This window comes from Thalassococcus arenae (assembly GCF_019104745.1).
GTDB classification, from domain to species: domain Bacteria; phylum Pseudomonadota; class Alphaproteobacteria; order Rhodobacterales; family Rhodobacteraceae; genus Thalassococcus_B; species Thalassococcus_B arenae.
The window spans coordinates 79,572-97,634 of sequence record NZ_JAHRWL010000002.1; the positions used below are offsets into that span (position 1 = coordinate 79,572).

Here is an 18,063-nt window from a genome sequence, read left to right on the forward strand (position 1 = left end):
CAAATTCCTTTCAGGAATTTGACGCCTGCCGGATCAGGCGGCGCGGCAGATCGGAGAGGGCGTGCGTGCCGATCTGGGCCATGTTGAGCTGCATGTCGTCGGTCAGGATGTGCATCAGATGCGCCGGACCGGCATCGCCGAGCGCGGCGACAGCGTAATGCCAGGCCCGGCCAAGCATGACGAAATTCGCGCCGAGCGCGAGGGCACGCAGAACGTCCATGCCGGAACTGACCCCGCTGTCGAAAAGCAGCGGCATGTCCGGGCCGACGGCGTCGCGGATCATGGGAAGCTGGGTGATCGCCGCCGGGCCGGGTTCGAATTGCCGCCCGGAATGGTTCGACACCCAGATCGCATCGACCCCTTCGCTGACCAGCCGTTTGGCGGCGTCGGGGCACATCACGCCCTTGACGAGGAAATCGCGATCCCATTCGCTGCGCAACGCCTTCAGCGTGTCCCAGTCCGGGGCGCCGCGGATGATGTGGCCGGCATGGGCGAGCGACGACAGGGATTCGACCCGGTCAAGGTAGCTTTCGGGCAGTCGGAGGCGCGGCTGACCGACCTTCAGCGTGCCCAGCGACCAGCGCGGATGGGTCAGGATTTCCCAGATCACCCTCGGCGTGATTTTCGGCGGCAGGGTCAGCTTGGCCCGGCGCTGGCGTTCGCGGCGGCTGTCGTCGGGCACGTCGACGGTCAGGATCAGCTTGGTGAAGCCGCTGTCGCGGGCGCGGCGCAGCATGTCGCGGCGGATCCCCGCGTCGGCCGGGCAATAGAGCTGGAACCAGCCCATGTCTCCGGAAAGCGGTCCGATCTCCTCGGGCAGCCGGGTGGCGACGGTGGAGATCGCGTAGGGGATGCGCGCGGCTTGCGCGAAGCGCGCCAGGATCGCCTCGGCGCCGGGCCACATCAGCCCGGACATGCCCAGCGGTGCGATGCCGAAGGGACGGGCATAGTCGGTGCCCATGAAACGCGTGGTGAAATCCGGCGCGACCCGGCCCGGCAGGATGTCTGGCAGGAACAGCACATCGTCCAGCGCCTGGCGATTGCGCGCGACCTGCAGCTCGGTACCGGTGCCGCTGTCGAGATATTCGAAGGCGAAATGCGGGATGCGCCGGCGGGCGCGCGCACGCAGGTCCGAGACGGCCGGGTAGGTCAGGTCGAGATCCATGCACGGCATTTGTGCCGGCGGTCGCGCGCTTGTCCAGACGCGGCGCGGGGTGGCCGGTGGCGGGTCAGCGTATTTTTCAAAGAGAAGAAGAACAGGTCGGGAACATTGTCTTTATCTTGCGGGCCGACCGCGCTAGGTTTGCTCCATGAGCAGTTTCGACGATATCGACGCCTTCGAGGGCGCTTCGCTGGCGGCGCGCGCGGTGGCGGCGCGACCGGCGCCTTATCTCGACGGGTTGAACCCGGCGCAGCGCGAAGCCGTGGAGCGGCTGGACGGGCCGGTGCTGATGCTGGCCGGTGCGGGCACCGGCAAGACCAAGGCGCTGACCACGCGCATCGTGCATCTGCTGAACACCGGCCGGGCGCGGCCGAACGAGATCCTGGCGGTCACCTTCACCAACAAGGCGGCGCGCGAGATGAAGATGCGGGTCTCGGGCCTGCTGGGTCAGACGGTGGAGGGGATGCCGTGGCTGGGCACTTTCCACGCGATCTGCGTGAAACTGCTGCGCCGTCATGCCGAGCTGGTGGATCTGAAGTCCAATTTCACCATTTTGGATACCGACGACCAGCTGCGGTTGCTCAAGCAGCTGGTGAGCGCGGCGGGGATCGACGACAAGCGCTGGCCTGCGCGGCAGCTGGCCAGCATCATCGACGGCTGGAAGAACCGCGCGCTGACGCCCGACAAGGTACCCGCCGCCGATGCCGGGGCCTACAATCACCGGGGACCGGAGTTGTATGCGCAGTACCAGGTGCGGTTGCGCGAGCTGAACGCGGTGGATTTCGGCGATCTGCTGCTGCACATGGTCACGATCTTTCAGACCCATGCGGATGTGCTGGATCAATACCGCCGCTGGTTCCGCTATATCCTCGTGGACGAATACCAGGACACCAACGTCGCCCAGTACCTGTGGCTGCGGCTGCTGGCGGGCGGGCACAAGAACATCTGCTGCGTCGGCGACGACGACCAGTCGATCTATGGCTGGCGCGGCGCAGAGGTGGGCAACATCCTGCGCTTCGAGCAGGACTTTCCCGGCGCCCATGTGGTCCGGCTGGAACAGAATTACCGCTCGACCGCGCATATCCTGGCCGCCGCGTCCGGCGTGATCCGCGGCAATGCCTCGCGGCTGGGCAAGGAATTGTGGACCGAGGCCGAGGGCGGCGAGAAGGTGCGCCTGATCGGCCATTGGGACGGCGAGGAGGAGGCCCGCTGGGTCGGCGAGGAAATCGAGGCGATGCAGCGCGGCACGCGGGGCCTGCGGGCGTTTTCGCTGGACGAGATGGCGATCCTGGTGCGCGCCAGCCACCAGATGCGCGCCTTCGAGGACCGGTTCCTGACCATCGGTCTGCCCTATCGCGTGATCGGCGGGCCGCGGTTCTACGAGCGGATGGAGATCCGCGACGCGATGGCCTATTTCCGCCTGGTGGTCAGCCCCGAGGATGACCTGGCCTTCGAACGTATCGTCAATACGCCCAAGCGCGGCCTGGGCGACAAGGCGCAACAGAAGATCCAGATGACCGCGCGTGAACACGGCGTCAGCCTGATCGAGGGGGCGCAGATCCTGCTGGACCTCAAGGGGTTGGGCGGCAAGGGCGCGATGGAACTGCAAGCCCTGCTGGATGGTGTGGCGCGTTGGGGCCGGATGACCGGCGACAAGGATCTGTCGCACATGGAACTGGCCGAGATCGTCCTGGACGAGAGCGGCTATACCGCGATGTGGCAGAACGACAAGACACCCGAGGCGCCGGGGCGGCTGGAGAACCTCAAGGAACTGGTCAAGGCCTTGGAAGGCTTCGAGAATCTGCAAGGGTTCCTGGAACATGTCAGCCTGGTGATGGACAATGACAGCGACGATGGCGGCGCCAAGGTGTCGATCATGACGCTGCACGCCGCCAAGGGGCTGGAATTTCCGGCCGTGTTCCTGCCGGGCTGGGAAGACGGCCTGTTCCCGTCGCAGCGGTCGATGGATGAGTCGGGCGTCAAGGGGCTCGAAGAGGAGCGCCGGCTGGCCTATGTCGGCATCACCCGGGCCGAGGAGGTCTGCACGGTTTCGTTTGCCTCGAACCGGCGGGTTTTCGGCCAATGGCAGTCGTCGCTGCCGTCGCGGTTCATCGACGAGTTGCCCGAGGAGCATGTCGAGGTGCTTACGCCGCCGGGCCTGTATGGCGGCGGCTACGGCGCGGCGGGCATGGCGCTCGGGGCCGGGTCGGGGCTGGAAGCCCGTGCGGCCGAGGCGAATGTCTACAATTCACCGGGCTGGAAACGCCTGCAGGCGCGGGCCGCGGACCGCCCTGTCAGCCAGCCGCGCGAGTCGCGCAATACCGTGATCGATCTCGAGGCGGTATCGGCCTTTGCCGTGGGCGACCGGGTGTTCCACCAGAAGTTCGGCTATGGCGGGATCGTCGGCATCGAAGGCGACAAGCTCGAGATCGAGTTCGACAAGGCCGGCACGAAAAAGGTGGTGGCGCGATTCATCCACGCCGCCGACGACATTCCGTTCTAGGCCGCGCGCTTTCCGGCGCGCGCAACCCACAGCTTTGCCATTCCGGGCGCCCCCGTTCGCGCTATCGAGCGGCCCGGACGCTAGGCCACCGGCAGGGGCGCGTCCGGCTTGGTCTGGCCCAGCACGATCTGGCTGTGCACGCGGGCCACGACCGGATGGGCCAACAGCACCTCATGGATGAGCCGGTTGAGTGCCGGAAGGTCGGCGCAGAACACCCGCAGCAGGTAGTCGGCTTCGCCGGTCATGGTCCAGGCCGAGGTGATCTCGGGTCGGGTCGCCAGGAGGCGCGTGAAACTGGCGCCTTCCGCCGCGCCGTGGCGCGCCAGTTGCACCTGGACAAAGGCCTGCACGTCGAGGCCCAGTCTTTCGGCATCGAGGCGCGCGGTGTAGCCGCGTATGACGCCGGCCTCTTCCAGACGTTGCCGCCGGCGCCCGGCCTGGCTGGGCGACAGGTTCAACGCCTCGCCCAGGGTCTGTGCGGTGGCCTGGCCATCCCGTTGCAGCGTTTCCAGCAGCGCGATATCGGCTTTGTCGAATTTCATGCGTTTTTCGTGCACGTTTACCACTCATCTTGCGGATATCGCCCGCATGTGCGCTGAACTGCGTCAAGAATGCGCGCTCTTCGCGCGTGGGTAAAGATATACTTGGGGTAAATCATTCAACAGGAGAGACGCAATGGGCCCTTTCCCGCACGACGCCCCGCAAGCCAAGATCACCGTCGACAATCCGGCCGGCACCGACGGTTTCGAGTTCGTGGAATTCGCCCATCCCGATCCGCAGGAATTGCGCGATCTGTTCGCGAAAATGGGTTATGTCCACGTCGCCAACCACAAGTCCAAGGCGATCGAGCTATGGCAGCAGGGCGACATCACCTATGTGCTGAACGCCGAGCCGAACAGCTTTGCCGCGCGGTTCGTCGCCGAACACGGGCCGTGCGCGCCTTCGATGGCCTGGCGTGTCGTCGATGCGCAACATGCCTTTGACCATGCCGTGAAGAACGGTGCAGAACCCTATGAAAGCGCTGACAAAACCGTGGACTGGCCGGCGATCAAGGGGATCGGCGGCAGCCTGATCTATTTCACCGATCAGTATTACGACACCTCTCCCTACAACGCCGAATTCACCTGGATCGAGCAGAGCAAGCCGCGCGGCGTGGGCTTTTACTATCTCGATCACCTGACCCACAACGTGTTCAAGGGCAACATGGATACCTGGTTCGGGTTCTACGGACGGCTGTTCAATTTCCGTGAAATCCGGTTCTTCGACATCGAGGGCAAGTTCACCGGGCTGTTCAGCCGCGCGCTGACGTCGCCCTGCGGGCGCATCCGCATTCCGATCAACGAGGACCGGGGCGAAACCGGGCAGATCGTGGCCTATCTGAAAAAATACAAGGGCGAGGGCATCCAGCACATCGCTGTTGGCGCGCGCGACATCTACGACGCGACCGATGCCATTGCCGCGAATGGCATCCGGTTCATGCCGGGCCCGCCCGACACCTACTACGACCAGAGCTTTGACCGGGTGCGCGGCCATGAGGAACCCGTTGACCGGATGAAGAAGCACGGAATCCTGATCGATGGCGAAGGCGTGGTGGATGGCGGCGAAACCCGGATCCTGCTGCAGATCTTTTCCAAGACCGTGATCGGTCCGATCTTTTTCGAGTTCATCCAGCGCAAGGGCGATGACGGTTTCGGCGAGGGCAACTTCAAGGCGCTTTTCGAATCCATCGAAGCCGAACAGATCGCCAATGGCGAGATCCCCGGCGCGACGAAACCGGCGGCCTGATCCAGATCCATCGGCCATGAAATCGCCGCTGCGCGTGGCGACGGATCGCCCCCGTGGGTCTGCAAGCGCGTCGGGACTCCGCACGCCCCTGCGCGGCGCCGCGGCGGTGCGGGATCAGCTGCGGGGCATCTTCAGGACGATGGTGCGGCCACCCTTGGTGTAGCGCAGTTCGTCATCGTCGATCGTGGCAACCCGGCCGCCATCGATCGCGTCGCCCACCTTGACCTTCTGGTAACGGCCGCTGGGCAGCCGCACCAAGGCGCGGCGGCTGGACGGTTTGCCGAAAACCCCGATCAGGTTGACCCGGTTGAGATTGATCGCGTTGCGCATCGTGGCTTGCTGCGCGACCGAGGATGGGGACGGCGCAGTGGGCGTGACCGTGCGCGGCGCGACCGCCGCGGCGGTGCGCACCGGCTCGGCCTCGGCCTGCGGTGTCACGCGCTCGGCGCGCTGGACAATCGCCGCCATGTTGTTGGGGCGTTTCAACGGGTTGAGCGAGGCGCGCACTGCCAGAGCCGTGGCCGGTTCGTCGGGTTCGGCGGCAGTCGCATCTTCCTGAGCGGTGCGCGGACGCATGACCGGACGCATCCGCGCCAATTCTGCGCGCGACACGCCGCCCAGCAGCGCGCGTTCACGGTCTTCGACCACGGTGTCGGGGCGCAGCCGCGGGCGGAAGGCGGCCAGCGCGGCGCTGGCCTGGGCCGGAGCGTCTGGCAGCGCCAGCGGCGCCTGGGCCGAGGCCGACGCGGTGCGCAAAGGCGGAATGACGGGCGGGCGGCCGGTGAAGACGCGGACGCCATCGGGCGTCATCGCACCGGTCGCGGTGGCCCGGACAAGGCCGCGATCGTCGAAATCGAAACGCAAACCGGCGGCTGGTGGCAGGCCCGGATCGGCGGGCGCGGGGATCTGCGCCAAAAGCCGCGGATCGGGCAGGGCGACGGCGTCGAACTGGCCGACCGCGGGATCGATAGAAGCGATGTAGATGTCCTCGACCTGGTCCTGCTGCAAGTCCAGCGGCGCGGTGGGCGCGCGGGGCCAGATGCCGGTGGCGGCATAGGTCGCCTCTGCCTGTTCGGGTGTCATCGCATAGGGTTGACGCACCGGGCTCAGCGCAGCTGGCGCTGTGTCGGACGTGTCGGCGTCCTGAAGGGCGGCGATCTGGACGTCTTGCCCTTCGTCGTTGGTGACCGGTTCAGCGGGTTCGGCCATGGCAGGTGCCGTTTCGGATACGGGCGCCTGGACGATCGCGCGGTCCTGGCCGCTGCCGAAAAACCGCGCCAGGCCTTCATCGACGAAGACCGCGGCCCAGGCGGCGACGCCAAGCAGGAACAGCAGCAGGGCGGTCGTCAGCATCAGGCCGAGGAACCGGGGCTTGCCACCGATCTTTGGTTCTTCGCGCGCGCCGAAGATCGTCATGCGGCGGCGTTCGTCCGCCAAAGCTGCGGCCGCCGCGCTCGATCCTTCGGGGGCGCGAGCGGATTTGCGCAGCGCGGCGAGGCTGCGCGCGCCGGTCGGCGCGGCCTCGTCGCTTGCCGCGGGTGCGGTGGACTTGCCGAGGCTGGCTAGCGACCGTGGTGGCTTGGGCGGATTGGCAGGTGCGGTCGTGGCCGCAGGCACCGGTGCTGCGGGCCTGGCCGCCGGTTTCGGTGCCGGCGGCGGAGTTTTCGGCGGCTCTGTCCGGGCTGGGGGCTTGGGACGCCGCGAAAAGAACCCGTTTCGCGACGCCTGCGCATCGGGCGCGGTGTCGGGGTCGGTCGCCAGGCCGGGGGCCGAGATTCCGGCCTCGCGCAGCGCCTGGTCGGGAGAGGCAACCGGGGTAATGCGTGATCTACTCGGTAATGGCGGTTCAGCGGTGACAGAAAGGCGCGGTGCCTTTGCCGAGGGTTCGGCCGTTCGCACGGCCCGGATCGAACTGAAGGACGGTCCGGGCTCTTTCGGGGCGGCGGCCGTCGGTTCCGCGTCCGGATCGTCGGCAGGCCCGTCCTGCGCCGCGTTCTTGACAGCGTTGGACGACACGCGTCCTGCGACGGTGGCCAGCGACGAAACCGGCACGGTCGGATTGCCCGCTGCCGGCTGCTCCGCAGCGTCTGCCGGGTCGGGCGACACCGTCGCATGACTGGTTTCGGGCACGGGGGCCGGGTCGGGAGTGGGATCCGGCCGCGTGACCGGCTTGTCGAGGGGGGCCCGGGCCAGAACCGCGTCTTCGGGCGTGCCGATCGGTTCGGGGCGGTCTGCATCGGCCTCGGATGCGTCGTCCTGTCCGGCGTCGAGAAACGCGGACACGGCGATTTCGGTGGCGTCCTGCACAACGAATTCGTCCATCCGTTCGGGCGCCGGCCCGTCCCACGACTTGGCCTTGCCGAAATCGACCGCGCCCACGAACGCATCCCTGGGCGCCAGCGTCGAAAAACCGACCGGCACGAAGCCGTGGGCGCGGGCAAAGCCTTCTGCCTCGTCGAGCGTTTCCAGAGCCACGGCGGCAGCCCGGATGCGATCGCCGGCCAACGACCAGTCGTAGCGCAGTGCATCGATCGGGTAGGGAGTGGCGCCGTCCAGTTCCCGGCGCAGCGCGGCATCGCGGCTGGCGCGGTCGCCGCCCGGGTCGGCAAAGTCGAGATAGCGGATCTGCTCGTTCGGCAACAACAGAAGCACTTCGCGCGCGGTGTCGTCCTGGGTCAGGGCGCGGTCGCGCAGGTCGCCAAGGGCGGTATCCAGATCGTCGGTGTCCAGCGCGACGGTTTCGCCCCGCAGCCAGACGTCCCCCGCCCGGCGCAGCAGAGTGATTCCTTCCGATGACAGTGACAGCGCGAAATTCGGTACCATGGAGCGTCTTTAGCATTGCGTCCGGGGGACAGGGAGTCCTTTGACGCCGGTCGGCATGTTACAGCAAGGTGTTGCCGAGGAAAAGAAATGCGCCGACACGGGCCTTGTTTCAAAGGCCGTGCACGGTCACATTGCCGTCAGCGATGGCCCTGATCCGGAGGAATGGAGATGCCCGGTTTTCGTTTGTTTCTTGGATTGGCCGCGATGCTGGTGTCGCTGGCGCTGGTGACGCCCGCCATGGCGCAATCCGACGAGTCGGCGCGCCTGACGGTGACCGGGCAGGGCGAGGCCTTTGCCGCACCCGACATGGCGACCGTGACGCTGGGCATGACCGCGCAGGCGGATGCCGCGGACGCGGCGATGCAGCAGGTTTCGGCAGTGGTCGACGCGATCCTGGCACGGCTCGACGCGTTCGGCATTGCCGCCGCCGACCGCCAGACATCCGACCTGTCGCTCGGTCCGATCTACGGCAACCGTCAAAATGACGAAGGGGGCCGCGATATCGTGGGTTTCCAGGCCTATAACCGGCTGACCGTGCGCGTGCGCAACCTGGACGACCTGGGTGATGTGCTGTCGGCGGTGCTGGACGACGGCGCCAACCAGCTCGACGGGCTGAGCTTTGGCGTACAGGATCCGCGGCCGGTGCTGGATGCCGCGCGCCGCGATGCGGTGGCCGATGCGCGCGCCAAGGCCGAGCTTTTCGCCGAGGCCGCCGGAGTGACGCTGGGGCCCGTGCTGTCGTTGACCGAAGGCGGCGGCCAGACCGGTCCCTTTCCCGAAATGATGAGCATGGCCCGCGGCGCCGATGCGGTGCCCGTCGCAGCGGGCGAAGCGACGTTTTCCGCCAGCGTGATGATGGTCTTTGCGCTCGGGAACTGAGCCGGCGGGTCGAAAAAGCCGGCGCAGGGCCGGCTTTTCCGTTTTGTCTGCATTCGATCAGGCCGAGGCGCGCGCCAAGGCCTGGTCCAGATCGGCGATCAGGTCGGCGGCGTCCTCGATCCCGATCGAGAAGCGCACCACGTTCGGTGCCGCACCCGCAGCGACCTGCTGTTCCTTGGTCAGCTGCCGGTGCGTGGTCGAGGCCGAGTGGATGACCAGGCTGCGCGCATCGCCCAGGTTCGCGACATGGCTGAAGATCTCCAGCGAGTCGACCAGCTTGATACAGGCGTTGTAGCCGCCCTTGAGCGCCACGGTGAAGAGCGCGCCGGCGCCCTTGGGGCAGATCGACTTGACCCGCTTGTTGTAGGGCGACGAGGGCAGCCCGGCATAGGTGACGGCCTCGACGGCCGGGTGTTTTTCCAGCCAGGTCGCGACTTCCATCGCGTTTTCCACGTGCTTCTGCATCCGCAGGCTCAGCGTTTCGGTGCCCAGCAAGGTGTAGTGCGCCGCTTGCGGGTTCAGCGTCATGCCAAGATCGCGCAGGCCCACGGCGATGCCGTGGAAGGTGAAGGCCAGCGGGCCGAAGGTCTCGTGGAACTTCAGACCGTGATAGGCCGGTTCGGGCGCCGCCAATGACGGGAACTTGTCGTTGGCGGACCAGTCGAACTTGCCGCTGTCGACCACCGCGCCGCCGGTAACGGTGCCGTTGCCGGTCAGGTACTTGGTCAGCGAATGCACGACCAGCGTCGCGCCGTGTTCGATCGGGCGGCACAAATACGGCGTGGCCGACGTGTTGTCGACGATCAGCGGGATGCCTGCGGCATCGGCGATCTTGGCGATGGCGGGCAGATCGGTGATGTAGCCGCCCGGATTGGCGATGGATTCGCAGAACACCGCGCGGGTGTTGTCGTCGATCGCCGCCTTGACAGCGTCCAGATCGTCGAAATCGACGAAGGTGGCGGACCAGCCGAAACGCTTGATGGTATGGCTGAACTGGGTGACCGTGCCGCCGTAAAGCCGGGTCGAGACCACGACGTTCTTTCCCGGTCCCATCAGCGGGAACAGCGCCATGATCTGCGCGGCATGGCCGGACGAACAGCACACCGCGCCGACCCCGCCTTCGAGCGTCGCGATGCGTTCCTGCAGCACCGACACGGTGGGGTTGGTCAGGCGCGAATAGATGTAGCCGACCTCCTGCAGATTGAAGAGCGCCGCGGCGTGTTCGGCATCGCGGAACACAAAGGCCGTGGTCTGGTAGATCGGCGTCTGCCGCGCGCCGGTGGCCGGGTCTGGCCGGGCGCCGGCGTGAATCTGGAGCGTGTCAAAGCCGTAGCTGGGTCCGTCGGTCATGGGTTTCTCCCCGAAATTGCATGGCGGCAGGGATGGCACGGCCCCCGTCCGCTGCCAAGTCGGAAAGGCGATTTTCACGCCGAAGCCGGTTTTGGCAGAACGACGCTCCGGGCAATGCGCACAACCGGGAACACGGTTTTCACCATACAAAGAAAGTATGTTGACCGAATTCCGATCAACATATACACAGAGTATGTTGAGGCAAAGGAGCCGAGCATGGCAACCACAAGCAAAACCACGGAAAACACCGAAACCAAGGACAGCGCAAAGGCCGCCCGCGAAAAGCGGGCCATGCGTCTGGCCAAGGCATCCAACGTCGCCTTCAGCCTGCCGCCCAAGGTGCGCGCCCGACTGACGCAACTGGCGCGCGAGGACGGCCTGGACCTGGGCCATTACCTGCAGAAGGTGCTGGAAACCCACGTCGTGGTCAGCGCGCCCGAGGGCGACGAACTGGCCGAACGGCTCAGCGCCAAGCGCGCCGTGATCGACCAGACAATCGGGTTCGCGCAGGCGCTGGACGCCGATGGCAAGTTCGACGAGCATTTCGTACTGACCGTGATGAAGACCGCGTCTCAGGACGACGCTTTCATGGCGTTGTACAAGACCGCCGTCGGTGACAATCGCAGCGCCCAGAAGGCACTGAACCAGCAGCTGGGCCGGCTGATCCGCAAGACGGTCGGCGCCCGGGGCATGCGCACCGACAAGGGCACCGTCGCCCGCGCGCAGGTCGCCGACGAAATCATCTCGTCCTACACGCTGCTGACCAAGCAGGGCTGACCTCGGGCAAACGGCAATGCGGGGCCGGGCGCATCGCCCGGCCCTTTCCGTTGCCGGTGTCCGCTAGTGCCGAACCAGCGTTTCCACGCACAATACGGTGGGCAGGTGGCGGGCGATTTCCGACCAGCTGTCGCCGTCGTCGAAGCTGGCGAAAACCGATCCCGAATTGGTGCCGAAATACAGGCCGGGCCGGTCCGACCGGTCCGTGGCCATGGCTTGGCGCAGGACCGTGAAGTAGCAATTCCTTTCGGGCAACCCGTTGCCCAGGCGTTCCCAGCTGTCGCCGCCATCGCGCGACCGCCAGACCGCGGCCGAGGCATCGGGCGGAAAGCGGCCCTGGCTGTCGCCGTTCAGCGGCAGCACCCAGATCGTCTGCGGGTCGTCGGGATGCACCGCGATGGGAAAGCCGAAGGTCGACGGCAGACCCTCGGTGATGTCGTCCCAACTGCGGCCGCCATCGCGGGATCGCCACACGCCATGATGGTTTTGCTGGTAGAGCAGGTCTTCGCCCCCCTTCGCCCGCACGATGTTGTGCACGCAATGCCCGGTTTCGCCGTCGCGCGGCCCGGCGGGGTGGTTGTGATGGGCGCAGGCCTCGGCGTTCGACAGCCGGTTGCGCCGATCCCAGGTCGCGCCGCCATCTTCCGTGGCAAAGACGCCTGCCGCAGAAACGCCCAGCCACATCCGGCCGGGTTCGTCGGGGTTGGCGACGATGGTGTGCAGCGTCAGCCCCGCGGCGCCGGGGTTCCAATCGTCGCGTCCGGGAAAATCCGCCAGCGCGGCGTTGCGTTCCCAGGTGGCGCCACCGTCGCGGCTCACGAACAGGTTGGCCGGCTTGGCGCCGGCATAAAGCGCGCCGTCCGACAGCCCCAGCGACCACAGCGCATCGAGTTCGCCGGTGAAAGGGGCGGGCGGCGAGGCGGTCATGCCAAGCTGCGCGGCGACCTCGGGCTCGGCCTTGATCCAGTCGTCGCGCTGGCCGTTGGTAAAGGCCGACAACTGCCAGGTCGCGCCGCCATCGCCGCTGCGCCAGACCGCGGCGCCCGACCATTCGTCGCCTCCCGCAGCCCAGATCGTGCCGTTGCCGGGATCGCCGATGGCGTGGTTGATCGCCGCGTCGCAATGCGGTCCGCTGACCTGCCAATCAGCGCGATCGCCATCAGCGGTCAGCAGGAACAGGCCCTTGGTGGTGCCGGCAAGCACGGTGACGGGCTGGGGCATGGCGCATCCTTTCATCGCGTGTCGCGACGATATCACGGTGCCCCGAGTCGGCCCAGACGGCTCAGCGCATCCAGAAGCCTTCGCGCTTGATCTTGTTGCGGATCGCCTGTTCGCGGCCGGGCAGGTCGTTGCGGTCGAACAGCGCCCGCACCTTGTGGCCGCGGCCCTGGTAGATCATCCGCTTGAACGGTTCGTATTGCTTGAGCACCTTCTTGATCCTGTTCGGCGCGGTGACCCGTTCCAGCGTTTCGACAACGCGTTGATCCTCGCGTGCGTAGAGCAGGGGCAGCACGCGGTAATGGCAGGTGATGTCGCCGTCGATCAGCCCCGCCGGCAGCGTATCGCGACCCCCGCCCAGCGAATGGATCACCAGCGGCAGCGCCACCTGGTCGAGCCAGGGGTCGAGGCTCTGGCAGACAAGCTCGGACACCGGATCGTCTCGGATCGACAAGGCATAGTCGAGGAAACGGCGGCCGAAGACATGCGGGCATTCGTAAAAGAAGAACCCGGCGTTGAAATAGAGATAGCGCTGCCAGTATTCGTCGGGCCAGGACGGGTCGAGCGAGGTTTCGAATTCCAGCCCGAACCGGTCGTACAGCGCCTTCCAGGTCTGGGTGTAGCCGGGGCCGTAAAGCTCGATCGTGGGCCAGGTGCCTTCGCGCCGCATCGATGCCGTTGGGCGGGCGAAATCGAACGGCACCGTGTTCAGATCGCCGGTGACCAGCGTGTCGGTGTCGAAAAAGATGAACGGCTGGCCCTTGGGCAGCGCCAGCAGCGCCTCGATCTTGTTGCCATAGGGATAGGCCTTGCCGAAATGAACGCTTTCGAAGGGCAGGATCGTTGCACCCAGGTCGTCCAGCAGGGCAAGGGTGTCTTCGTCGCGAATGCGCGGGTCGTTGTCCCACAGCGCGCCGGGCTGCGGTTCGGCCACGAACAGGCGGAACCGGTCGCCCGGCGTGGTGTCGCGCAGCGAGGCGGCGAACAGCAGCGCCTCGTATTGCAGGCGTCCCGATTGCCCGACGATGACGATGTTGACGGTTTCCGGCGCCGCCTTTTTTCGTGCCATACTGCCCTGGCCCCTGTATTTCCGCCGCCACTATAGGCGGTCGCCGGCGGCGCCAAAAGACGCGATGCGCGGCGAACGGAAGAAATGGCCAGCGCGATGCCGGAATTCCCCCGATCCTGACCGGGACGGGCGACAACCGGGTGGTGCTGCGAGCGCACCTGCCGAACGCCACGCACTGGCTGGTCTGGCGCTGCGGGACGGTGCGGCTGGGTTGCGCGGCGAACGGTGGCCCTTGCCGGGCCGGCCCGTACCTGCGGGCCGCGAGGACAACGCCTTGTCCAACGCGATCACGCCCGACGGCCGCTTGCCCTATCCGGCATTTGCGCCCGGATCGGTGGCGTCGGAGCCCGTGACGATCACCCGTGACGACCCGACCGCCGACAGCGCCGGTTTCGAGCGCACCGCCATCCGGTCGCCCTAGGCCCGGATTTCGACTGGGGTCATCACCTGCGGTTCGATCACCTCGACGCCGGGCAGGCCGGCGACCAGCATTTCGGCGGATTGTTCGAGCAGCGGAAAGGTCCGGTAGTGGCAGGGGATCACCGTCTTGAAGTCGAAATAACGCCGCGCCGCCCAAGCCGCCTGTTTCATGTCCATGGTGAAATAGCCGCCCGCCGACAACACGCCGATATCGGGCGTGAAATAGGCGCCCATCCAGTCCATGTCGGCCATGATCGCGGTATCGCCGGAATGATATAACGTATGACCTTCACCCGCGATCATGAAGCCGACCTCCATTCCGGCATAGACCGCGCGGTCACCCGCCTGGATAGACGAGGAATGCGAGGCGGGCACCATCGTGGCGGTCACGTTGCCGAAAGCCACGGTGCCGCCCTTGTTGATGCCGTGACCTTCGACCGCGCCCCGGCCTTTCAGGATCGCCGCGAGTTCGTAGATCGCAGTCACCGGAGCACCGGTTTTCTTGGAAATGTCGACGATATCGGCGGTGTGGTCGAAATGGCCGTGGGTGACAAGGATCTGCGTGGCGCCCGCGATGGCCGCCGCGTGGTCTTCCTCGGGCAGCATGGGATTGCCGGTCAGCCAGGGATCGACCAGCAGAACCTGGTCGCCGATTTCGTAGCGGAAGGACCCGTGTCCCAACCAGATGATCTTCATCGCGCATCTCCCCTTGCGTTGCCGTTCCCAGACTAGCATGGCGGCGGCGGCGCGCTAGGTGGCATCGGCGCGGCGGCGGGGCGGGCCGTGCAAGGCGTATTTTCGAAAGAGAAGAAGCATGGATTGGTCGAGCCAGGTCGACAATTATTGTGAAAGGATGGGGTTCGCCTTTTGGGCCGAACCGGTCAACGCCGTGACCAACGCGGCCTTTCTGCTGGCCGCGCTGGTGATGGCGCGCCGCCTGCGCGGCAGCGGCCTGGTCACCGGCTGGGTGCTGGTGGCGATCCTGGCGGCGATCGGGGTGGGGTCTTTCCTGTTCCATACCCTGGCGACCCGCTGGGCAGCGGCGGCAGACGTCATCCCGATCCTGCTGTTCATCCTGGTCTATCTCTTCGCCGCCAATCGGGATTTCCTGGGCTGGCCGGTCTGGGCGGCCGCTTTGGGGATGGTGGGCTATTTCCCCTATGCCGCGGGCGTGGGCGCGCTGCTGGCGCCGCTCGACTGGCTGGGCGGGACGGCGGGTTACGTGCCGGTGCTGCTGCTGATCTCGGGCTACGGCGTTTTCCTGCAGCGTCGGGCACCGGACACGGGTCGCGGCCTGCTGATCGGGTCCGCCATTCTTGCGGCTTCGCTGACCGCGCGCACGATCGACTTGCCGCTTTGCGACGCTTTCCCGCTTGGCACGCATTTCCTGTGGCATTGCCTGAACGCGCTTATGTTGGGCTGGATGATCGAGGTCTGGCGCCGACACGTCCTTGCAGGCGGGCGCGCTGCGCGCTAGAGGCAGCGGGTGATCTGAGACACGAGGCCCCCATGTCGATCGACATCGAGACAGCCGCCCGCGTGGCCAAGCTGGCCCGCATCAAGGTAGAAGACGACGCGCTGCCCGGCTTGGCGCAGGAATTCAGCAACATCCTCGACTTCATCGAGCAATTGAACGAAGTCGATATCGACGGCGTCGAGCCGATGGTGTCGGTGACGCCGATGCGGCTGAAGCGCCGGCAGGATGGGGTCACGGACGGCGACCAGCAGGCCAAGGTTCTGTCGAACGCGCCGGATGCGCGCGAGGGGTTCTTTGCGGTGCCGAAGGTGGTCGAGTGATGACGGAACTGAACGCGATGAAGGTAGCCGAGGCGCGCGATGCGCTGCGCGCAGGCGACGTGACCTCGGTCGAACTGACCGAGGCGTGTCTCAAGGCCATCGACGGCGCCGGCGCGCTTGGCGCCTTTGTCCACCACACGCCCGATCTGGCGCTGGATCAGGCGCGGGCGGCCGATGCGCGGATCAAGGCGGGCGATGCGCCGGCGATGTGTGGCATTCCGATGGGAATCAAGGACCTGTTCTGCACCAGGGGCGTGCCCAGCCAGGCCGCCAGCCGCATCCTGCAGGGCTTTCGGCCGGAATACGAATCCACCGTCACCACCCAATTGTTCGATGCGGGCGCCGTCATGCTGGGCAAGCTCAACATGGACGAGTTCGCCATGGGGTCGAGCAACGAGACCTCGTGCTACGGCAACGCGGTGAATCCCTGGCGGCGCGGCAATGACGAAACGGCGCTGACGCCGGGCGGGTCGTCGGGTGGCTCGGCCAGCGCCGTGGCCGCCGATCTGTGCCTTGCGGCGACCGGGACCGATACCGGCGGGTCGATCCGCCAGCCCGCCGCCTTTGTCGGCATCACCGGGATCAAGCCGACCTACGGGCGCTGTTCGCGGTGGGGCATCGTCGCCTTTGCCTCGTCTCTGGACCAGGCCGGGCCGATGGCCAAGGACGTGCGCGACGCGGCCATCGTGTTGCAGGCGATGTGCGGGCACGACCCCAAGGATTCCACCAGTGCCGACATCCCCGTTCCCGATTTCGAGGCGATGCTGACCGGGGATATCCGCGGAAAGACCATCGGCATTCCGCGCGAATACCGGATGGACGGCATGCCCGAAGAAATCGAGGCGCTGTGGGCCAAGGGGCGCGAGATGATGCAGGATGCCGGCGCCAAGATCGTCGATATCAGCCTGCCGCACACCAAATACGCGCTGCCCGCCTATTACGTGATCGCGCCTGCCGAGGCCTCGTCGAACCTGGCGCGCTATGACGGCGTGCGCTACGGCCACCGCGCCAGGCTGTCCCAGGGCGACGGCATCACCGAGATGTATGAAAAGACCCGCGCCGAAGGGTTCGGCGCCGAGGTGCAGCGCCGCGTGATGGTCGGTACCTACGTGCTGTCGGCGGGCTTTTACGACGCCTATTACAACCGCGCCCGCAAGGTGCGCACGTTGATCAAGCGCGATTTCGAACAGGCTTTCGCCGATGGTGTCGACGCGATCCTGACCCCGGCCACGCCGTCCGCGGCCTTTGGCCTGGGCGAGATGGCGGATGCCGATCCGGTACAGATGTATCTCAACGACGTCTTCACGGTCACGGTGAACCTGGCGGGCTTGCCGGGTATCTCGGTACCCGCCGGACTGGACCGTCAGGGGCTGCCGCTGGGTCTGCAACTGATCGGCCGTCCGTGGGAGGAAGGCGATCTGCTGAATACCGCTTACGCGCTGGAACGCGCTGCGGGCTTTGTGGAAAAGCCCGCGAAATGGTGGTAGACGCGCCGGAAAAGACAAAGGCAGGACAGATGATGCGGTTCTATCTCCTTGGCGTCGCCGCCCTTGCGCTGGCCGGTTGCGAACCGGCCGTGCCGAACAGTGCAGCCCCCAACCCCGGCGCCGGTGTGGGGTTCGGAAACTACGCCGAATACCAGGCCCGCCGCGAAGAGGCGCTGATCGGCAACCGTTCGGTCACGACGGTCCGCCCACCTTCGGATGTCCAGACGACGGCGGTGCAGTCCACGCCGGTGGATGCGGGCCGCAGCGAAACCGTTGCCGAAGCAGCGGCGCGCGCGCTCGATGCGCAGAACAATTCCGGAGTGGCGCCGGTCGACGCGTCGCCGTCGAACCCGGCGCCGCAGGTGGTGACCAATGCGGCGGGCATCTCGAACGAGAACAATTTCGACGCGGTCTCGGCGCAGCGCGACATCGAGGATGACGCGGCCCTGATCGCCCGCAACCGCGCGCAGTACCAGTTGATCACACCGACCGACCTGCCGACCCGGGCCGGGACGGAACGGCCCAACATCGTCGAATACGCCCTGCGGACGAACAACCCCGTGGGAACGCCGCTTTATCGGCGATCGAGCTTCAATGCGCAGGCCAAGTTCGAACGCGCTTGCGCGGGTTTCGCCTCGGACGACCTGGCGCAAGAGGAATTCCTGGCACAGGGCGGGCCGGAACGCGACCGTATGGGGATGGACCCCGACGGCGACGGGTTCGCCTGCGGCTGGAACCCGCGGCCGTTCCGGGCCGTTCGCGGCGGCTGAGTCTTGTCCGACAGCGCGTGCTG

At 66.5% G+C, this 18,063-nt stretch carries 16 protein-coding genes; 9 read left to right on the forward strand and 7 right to left on the reverse strand.

From position 1 onward, the window contains the following. Nucleotides 1-10: 10 nt before the first annotated feature. Nucleotides 11-1,165 carry an alpha-hydroxy acid oxidase gene (locus tag KUH32_RS11765; RefSeq protein ID WP_217778604.1) on the reverse strand — a complete coding sequence of 385 codons (1,155 nt, stop codon included), beginning with the start codon at nt 1,163-1,165 and terminating at the stop codon, nt 11-13. Between the two features lie 145 nt (nt 1,166-1,310). On the opposite strand from KUH32_RS11765, the gene KUH32_RS11770 reads away from it, so the two are divergent. Continuing rightward, nucleotides 1,311-3,665 carry an ATP-dependent helicase gene (locus KUH32_RS11770; RefSeq protein ID WP_217778606.1) on the forward strand — a complete coding sequence of 785 codons (2,355 nt, stop codon included), beginning with the start codon at nt 1,311-1,313 and terminating at the stop codon, nt 3,663-3,665. Between the two features lie 80 nt (nt 3,666-3,745). Here KUH32_RS11770 and KUH32_RS11775 read toward each other — a convergent pair whose 3' ends face one another. Continuing rightward, nucleotides 3,746-4,207, reverse strand: coding sequence for an Lrp/AsnC family transcriptional regulator (locus KUH32_RS11775; protein ID WP_217778608.1), 462 nt, complete (start codon nt 4,205-4,207; stop codon nt 3,746-3,748). Between the two features lie 133 nt (nt 4,208-4,340). Here KUH32_RS11775 and hppD point away from each other — a divergent pair, with 133 nt between their 5' ends. Further along, on the forward strand, nt 4,341-5,450 hold the full coding sequence (gene hppD / locus KUH32_RS11780; protein WP_217778611.1) for a 4-hydroxyphenylpyruvate dioxygenase: 1,110 nt from the start codon (nt 4,341-4,343) through the stop codon (nt 5,448-5,450). A gap of 114 nt (nt 5,451-5,564) precedes the next feature. Here hppD and KUH32_RS11785 read toward each other — a convergent pair whose 3' ends face one another. Continuing rightward, complete coding sequence (locus tag KUH32_RS11785; RefSeq protein WP_217778613.1) at nt 5,565-8,273, reverse strand: hypothetical protein; 2,709 nt, start codon at nt 8,271-8,273, stop codon at nt 5,565-5,567. Nucleotides 8,274-8,441: 168 nt separating this feature from the next. On the opposite strand from KUH32_RS11785, the gene KUH32_RS11790 reads away from it, so the two are divergent. Continuing rightward, on the forward strand, nt 8,442-9,152 hold the full coding sequence (locus KUH32_RS11790) for an SIMPL domain-containing protein (RefSeq protein WP_254899157.1): 711 nt from the start codon (nt 8,442-8,444) through the stop codon (nt 9,150-9,152). 57 nt (nt 9,153-9,209) lie between these two features. Here the strand turns inward: KUH32_RS11790 and KUH32_RS11795 are convergent, their stop codons facing one another. Continuing rightward, the gene (locus KUH32_RS11795) at nt 9,210-10,502 is read right to left on the reverse strand and encodes an O-acetylhomoserine aminocarboxypropyltransferase/cysteine synthase family protein (RefSeq protein ID WP_217778615.1); all 1,293 of its coding nucleotides are present in this window, start codon (nt 10,500-10,502) and stop codon (nt 9,210-9,212) included. 216 nt (nt 10,503-10,718) lie between these two features. Here KUH32_RS11795 and KUH32_RS11800 point away from each other — a divergent pair, with 216 nt between their 5' ends. After that, a complete protein-coding gene (locus KUH32_RS11800; RefSeq protein ID WP_217778618.1) occupies nt 10,719-11,279 on the forward strand; it encodes a hypothetical protein in 561 nt (186 codons plus the stop codon). A gap of 63 nt (nt 11,280-11,342) precedes the next feature. Here the strand turns inward: KUH32_RS11800 and KUH32_RS11805 are convergent, their stop codons facing one another. Together KUH32_RS11805 and KUH32_RS11810 are read right to left on the reverse strand one after the other, a co-directional pair. Further along, nucleotides 11,343-12,500, reverse strand: coding sequence for a sialidase family protein (locus tag KUH32_RS11805; RefSeq protein WP_217778620.1), 1,158 nt, complete (start codon nt 12,498-12,500; stop codon nt 11,343-11,345). Nucleotides 12,501-12,561: 61 nt separating this feature from the next. After that, the gene (locus tag KUH32_RS11810) at nt 12,562-13,566 is read right to left on the reverse strand and encodes a hypothetical protein (protein WP_217778621.1); all 1,005 of its coding nucleotides are present in this window, start codon (nt 13,564-13,566) and stop codon (nt 12,562-12,564) included. Nucleotides 13,567-13,840: 274 nt separating this feature from the next. On the opposite strand from KUH32_RS11810, the gene KUH32_RS11815 reads away from it, so the two are divergent. Then, nucleotides 13,841-13,987, forward strand: a complete 147-nt coding sequence (locus KUH32_RS11815; RefSeq protein WP_217778623.1) for a hypothetical protein — start codon at nt 13,841-13,843, stop codon at nt 13,985-13,987. Here KUH32_RS11815 and KUH32_RS11820 read toward each other — a convergent pair. Continuing rightward, a complete protein-coding gene (locus tag KUH32_RS11820) occupies nt 13,984-14,682 on the reverse strand; it encodes a metal-dependent hydrolase (protein WP_217778625.1) in 699 nt (232 codons plus the stop codon). The two genes, KUH32_RS11815 and KUH32_RS11820, sit on opposite strands and share 4 nt — an antisense overlap. A 118-nt stretch (nt 14,683-14,800) precedes the next feature. On the opposite strand from KUH32_RS11820, the gene KUH32_RS11825 reads away from it, so the two are divergent. From KUH32_RS11825 to KUH32_RS11840, 4 genes are read left to right on the forward strand one after another with little or no spacing between them, the layout of a single operon-like run. Continuing rightward, nucleotides 14,801-15,463 (forward strand): ceramidase domain-containing protein, encoded by a 663-nt coding sequence (locus tag KUH32_RS11825; protein ID WP_217778627.1) that lies wholly within the window; start codon nt 14,801-14,803, stop codon nt 15,461-15,463. A 32-nt stretch (nt 15,464-15,495) separates the two neighbouring features. Continuing rightward, nucleotides 15,496-15,783 (forward strand): Asp-tRNA(Asn)/Glu-tRNA(Gln) amidotransferase subunit GatC, encoded by a 288-nt coding sequence (gene gatC, locus KUH32_RS11830; protein WP_217778629.1) that lies wholly within the window; start codon nt 15,496-15,498, stop codon nt 15,781-15,783. Continuing rightward, nucleotides 15,783-17,270 carry an Asp-tRNA(Asn)/Glu-tRNA(Gln) amidotransferase subunit GatA gene (gatA, locus tag KUH32_RS11835; protein WP_217778630.1) on the forward strand — a complete coding sequence of 496 codons (1,488 nt, stop codon included), beginning with the start codon at nt 15,783-15,785 and terminating at the stop codon, nt 17,268-17,270. Before gatC ends, gatA begins: the two co-directional genes overlap by 1 nt. Nucleotides 17,271-17,302: 32 nt before the next feature. Further along, a complete protein-coding gene (locus KUH32_RS11840) occupies nt 17,303-18,040 on the forward strand; it encodes a hypothetical protein (RefSeq protein ID WP_348541113.1) in 738 nt (245 codons plus the stop codon). The last annotated feature ends 23 nt before the right edge of the window (nt 18,041-18,063 follow it).

Bases quoted from the DNA above. Each gene is read 5' to 3' on its own strand.
- KUH32_RS11765 (WP_217778604.1), bottom strand. From the start codon at position 1,165: ATGGATCTCGACCTGACCTACCCGGCCGTCTCGGACCTGCGTGCGCGC.
- KUH32_RS11770 (WP_217778606.1), top strand. From the start codon at position 1,311: ATGAGCAGTTTCGACGATATCGACGCCTTCGAGGGCGCTTCGCTGGCG.
- KUH32_RS11775 (WP_217778608.1), bottom strand. From the start codon at position 4,207: ATGAAATTCGACAAAGCCGATATCGCGCTGCTGGAAACGCTGCAACGG.
- hppD (WP_217778611.1), top strand. From the start codon at position 4,341: ATGGGCCCTTTCCCGCACGACGCCCCGCAAGCCAAGATCACCGTCGAC.
- KUH32_RS11785 (WP_217778613.1), bottom strand. From the start codon at position 8,273: ATGGTACCGAATTTCGCGCTGTCACTGTCATCGGAAGGAATCACTCTG.
- KUH32_RS11790 (WP_254899157.1), top strand. From the start codon at position 8,442: ATGCCCGGTTTTCGTTTGTTTCTTGGATTGGCCGCGATGCTGGTGTCG.
- KUH32_RS11795 (WP_217778615.1), bottom strand. From the start codon at position 10,502: ATGACCGACGGACCCAGCTACGGCTTTGACACGCTCCAGATTCACGCC.
- KUH32_RS11800 (WP_217778618.1), top strand. From the start codon at position 10,719: ATGGCAACCACAAGCAAAACCACGGAAAACACCGAAACCAAGGACAGC.
- KUH32_RS11805 (WP_217778620.1), bottom strand. From the start codon at position 12,500: ATGCCCCAGCCCGTCACCGTGCTTGCCGGCACCACCAAGGGCCTGTTC.
- KUH32_RS11810 (WP_217778621.1), bottom strand. From the start codon at position 13,566: ATGGCACGAAAAAAGGCGGCGCCGGAAACCGTCAACATCGTCATCGTC.
- KUH32_RS11820 (WP_217778625.1), bottom strand. From the start codon at position 14,682: ATGAAGATCATCTGGTTGGGACACGGGTCCTTCCGCTACGAAATCGGC.
- KUH32_RS11825 (WP_217778627.1), top strand. From the start codon at position 14,801: ATGGATTGGTCGAGCCAGGTCGACAATTATTGTGAAAGGATGGGGTTC.
- gatC (WP_217778629.1), top strand. From the start codon at position 15,496: ATGTCGATCGACATCGAGACAGCCGCCCGCGTGGCCAAGCTGGCCCGC.
- gatA (WP_217778630.1), top strand. From the start codon at position 15,783: ATGACGGAACTGAACGCGATGAAGGTAGCCGAGGCGCGCGATGCGCTG.
- KUH32_RS11840 (WP_348541113.1), top strand. From the start codon at position 17,303: ATGCGGTTCTATCTCCTTGGCGTCGCCGCCCTTGCGCTGGCCGGTTGC.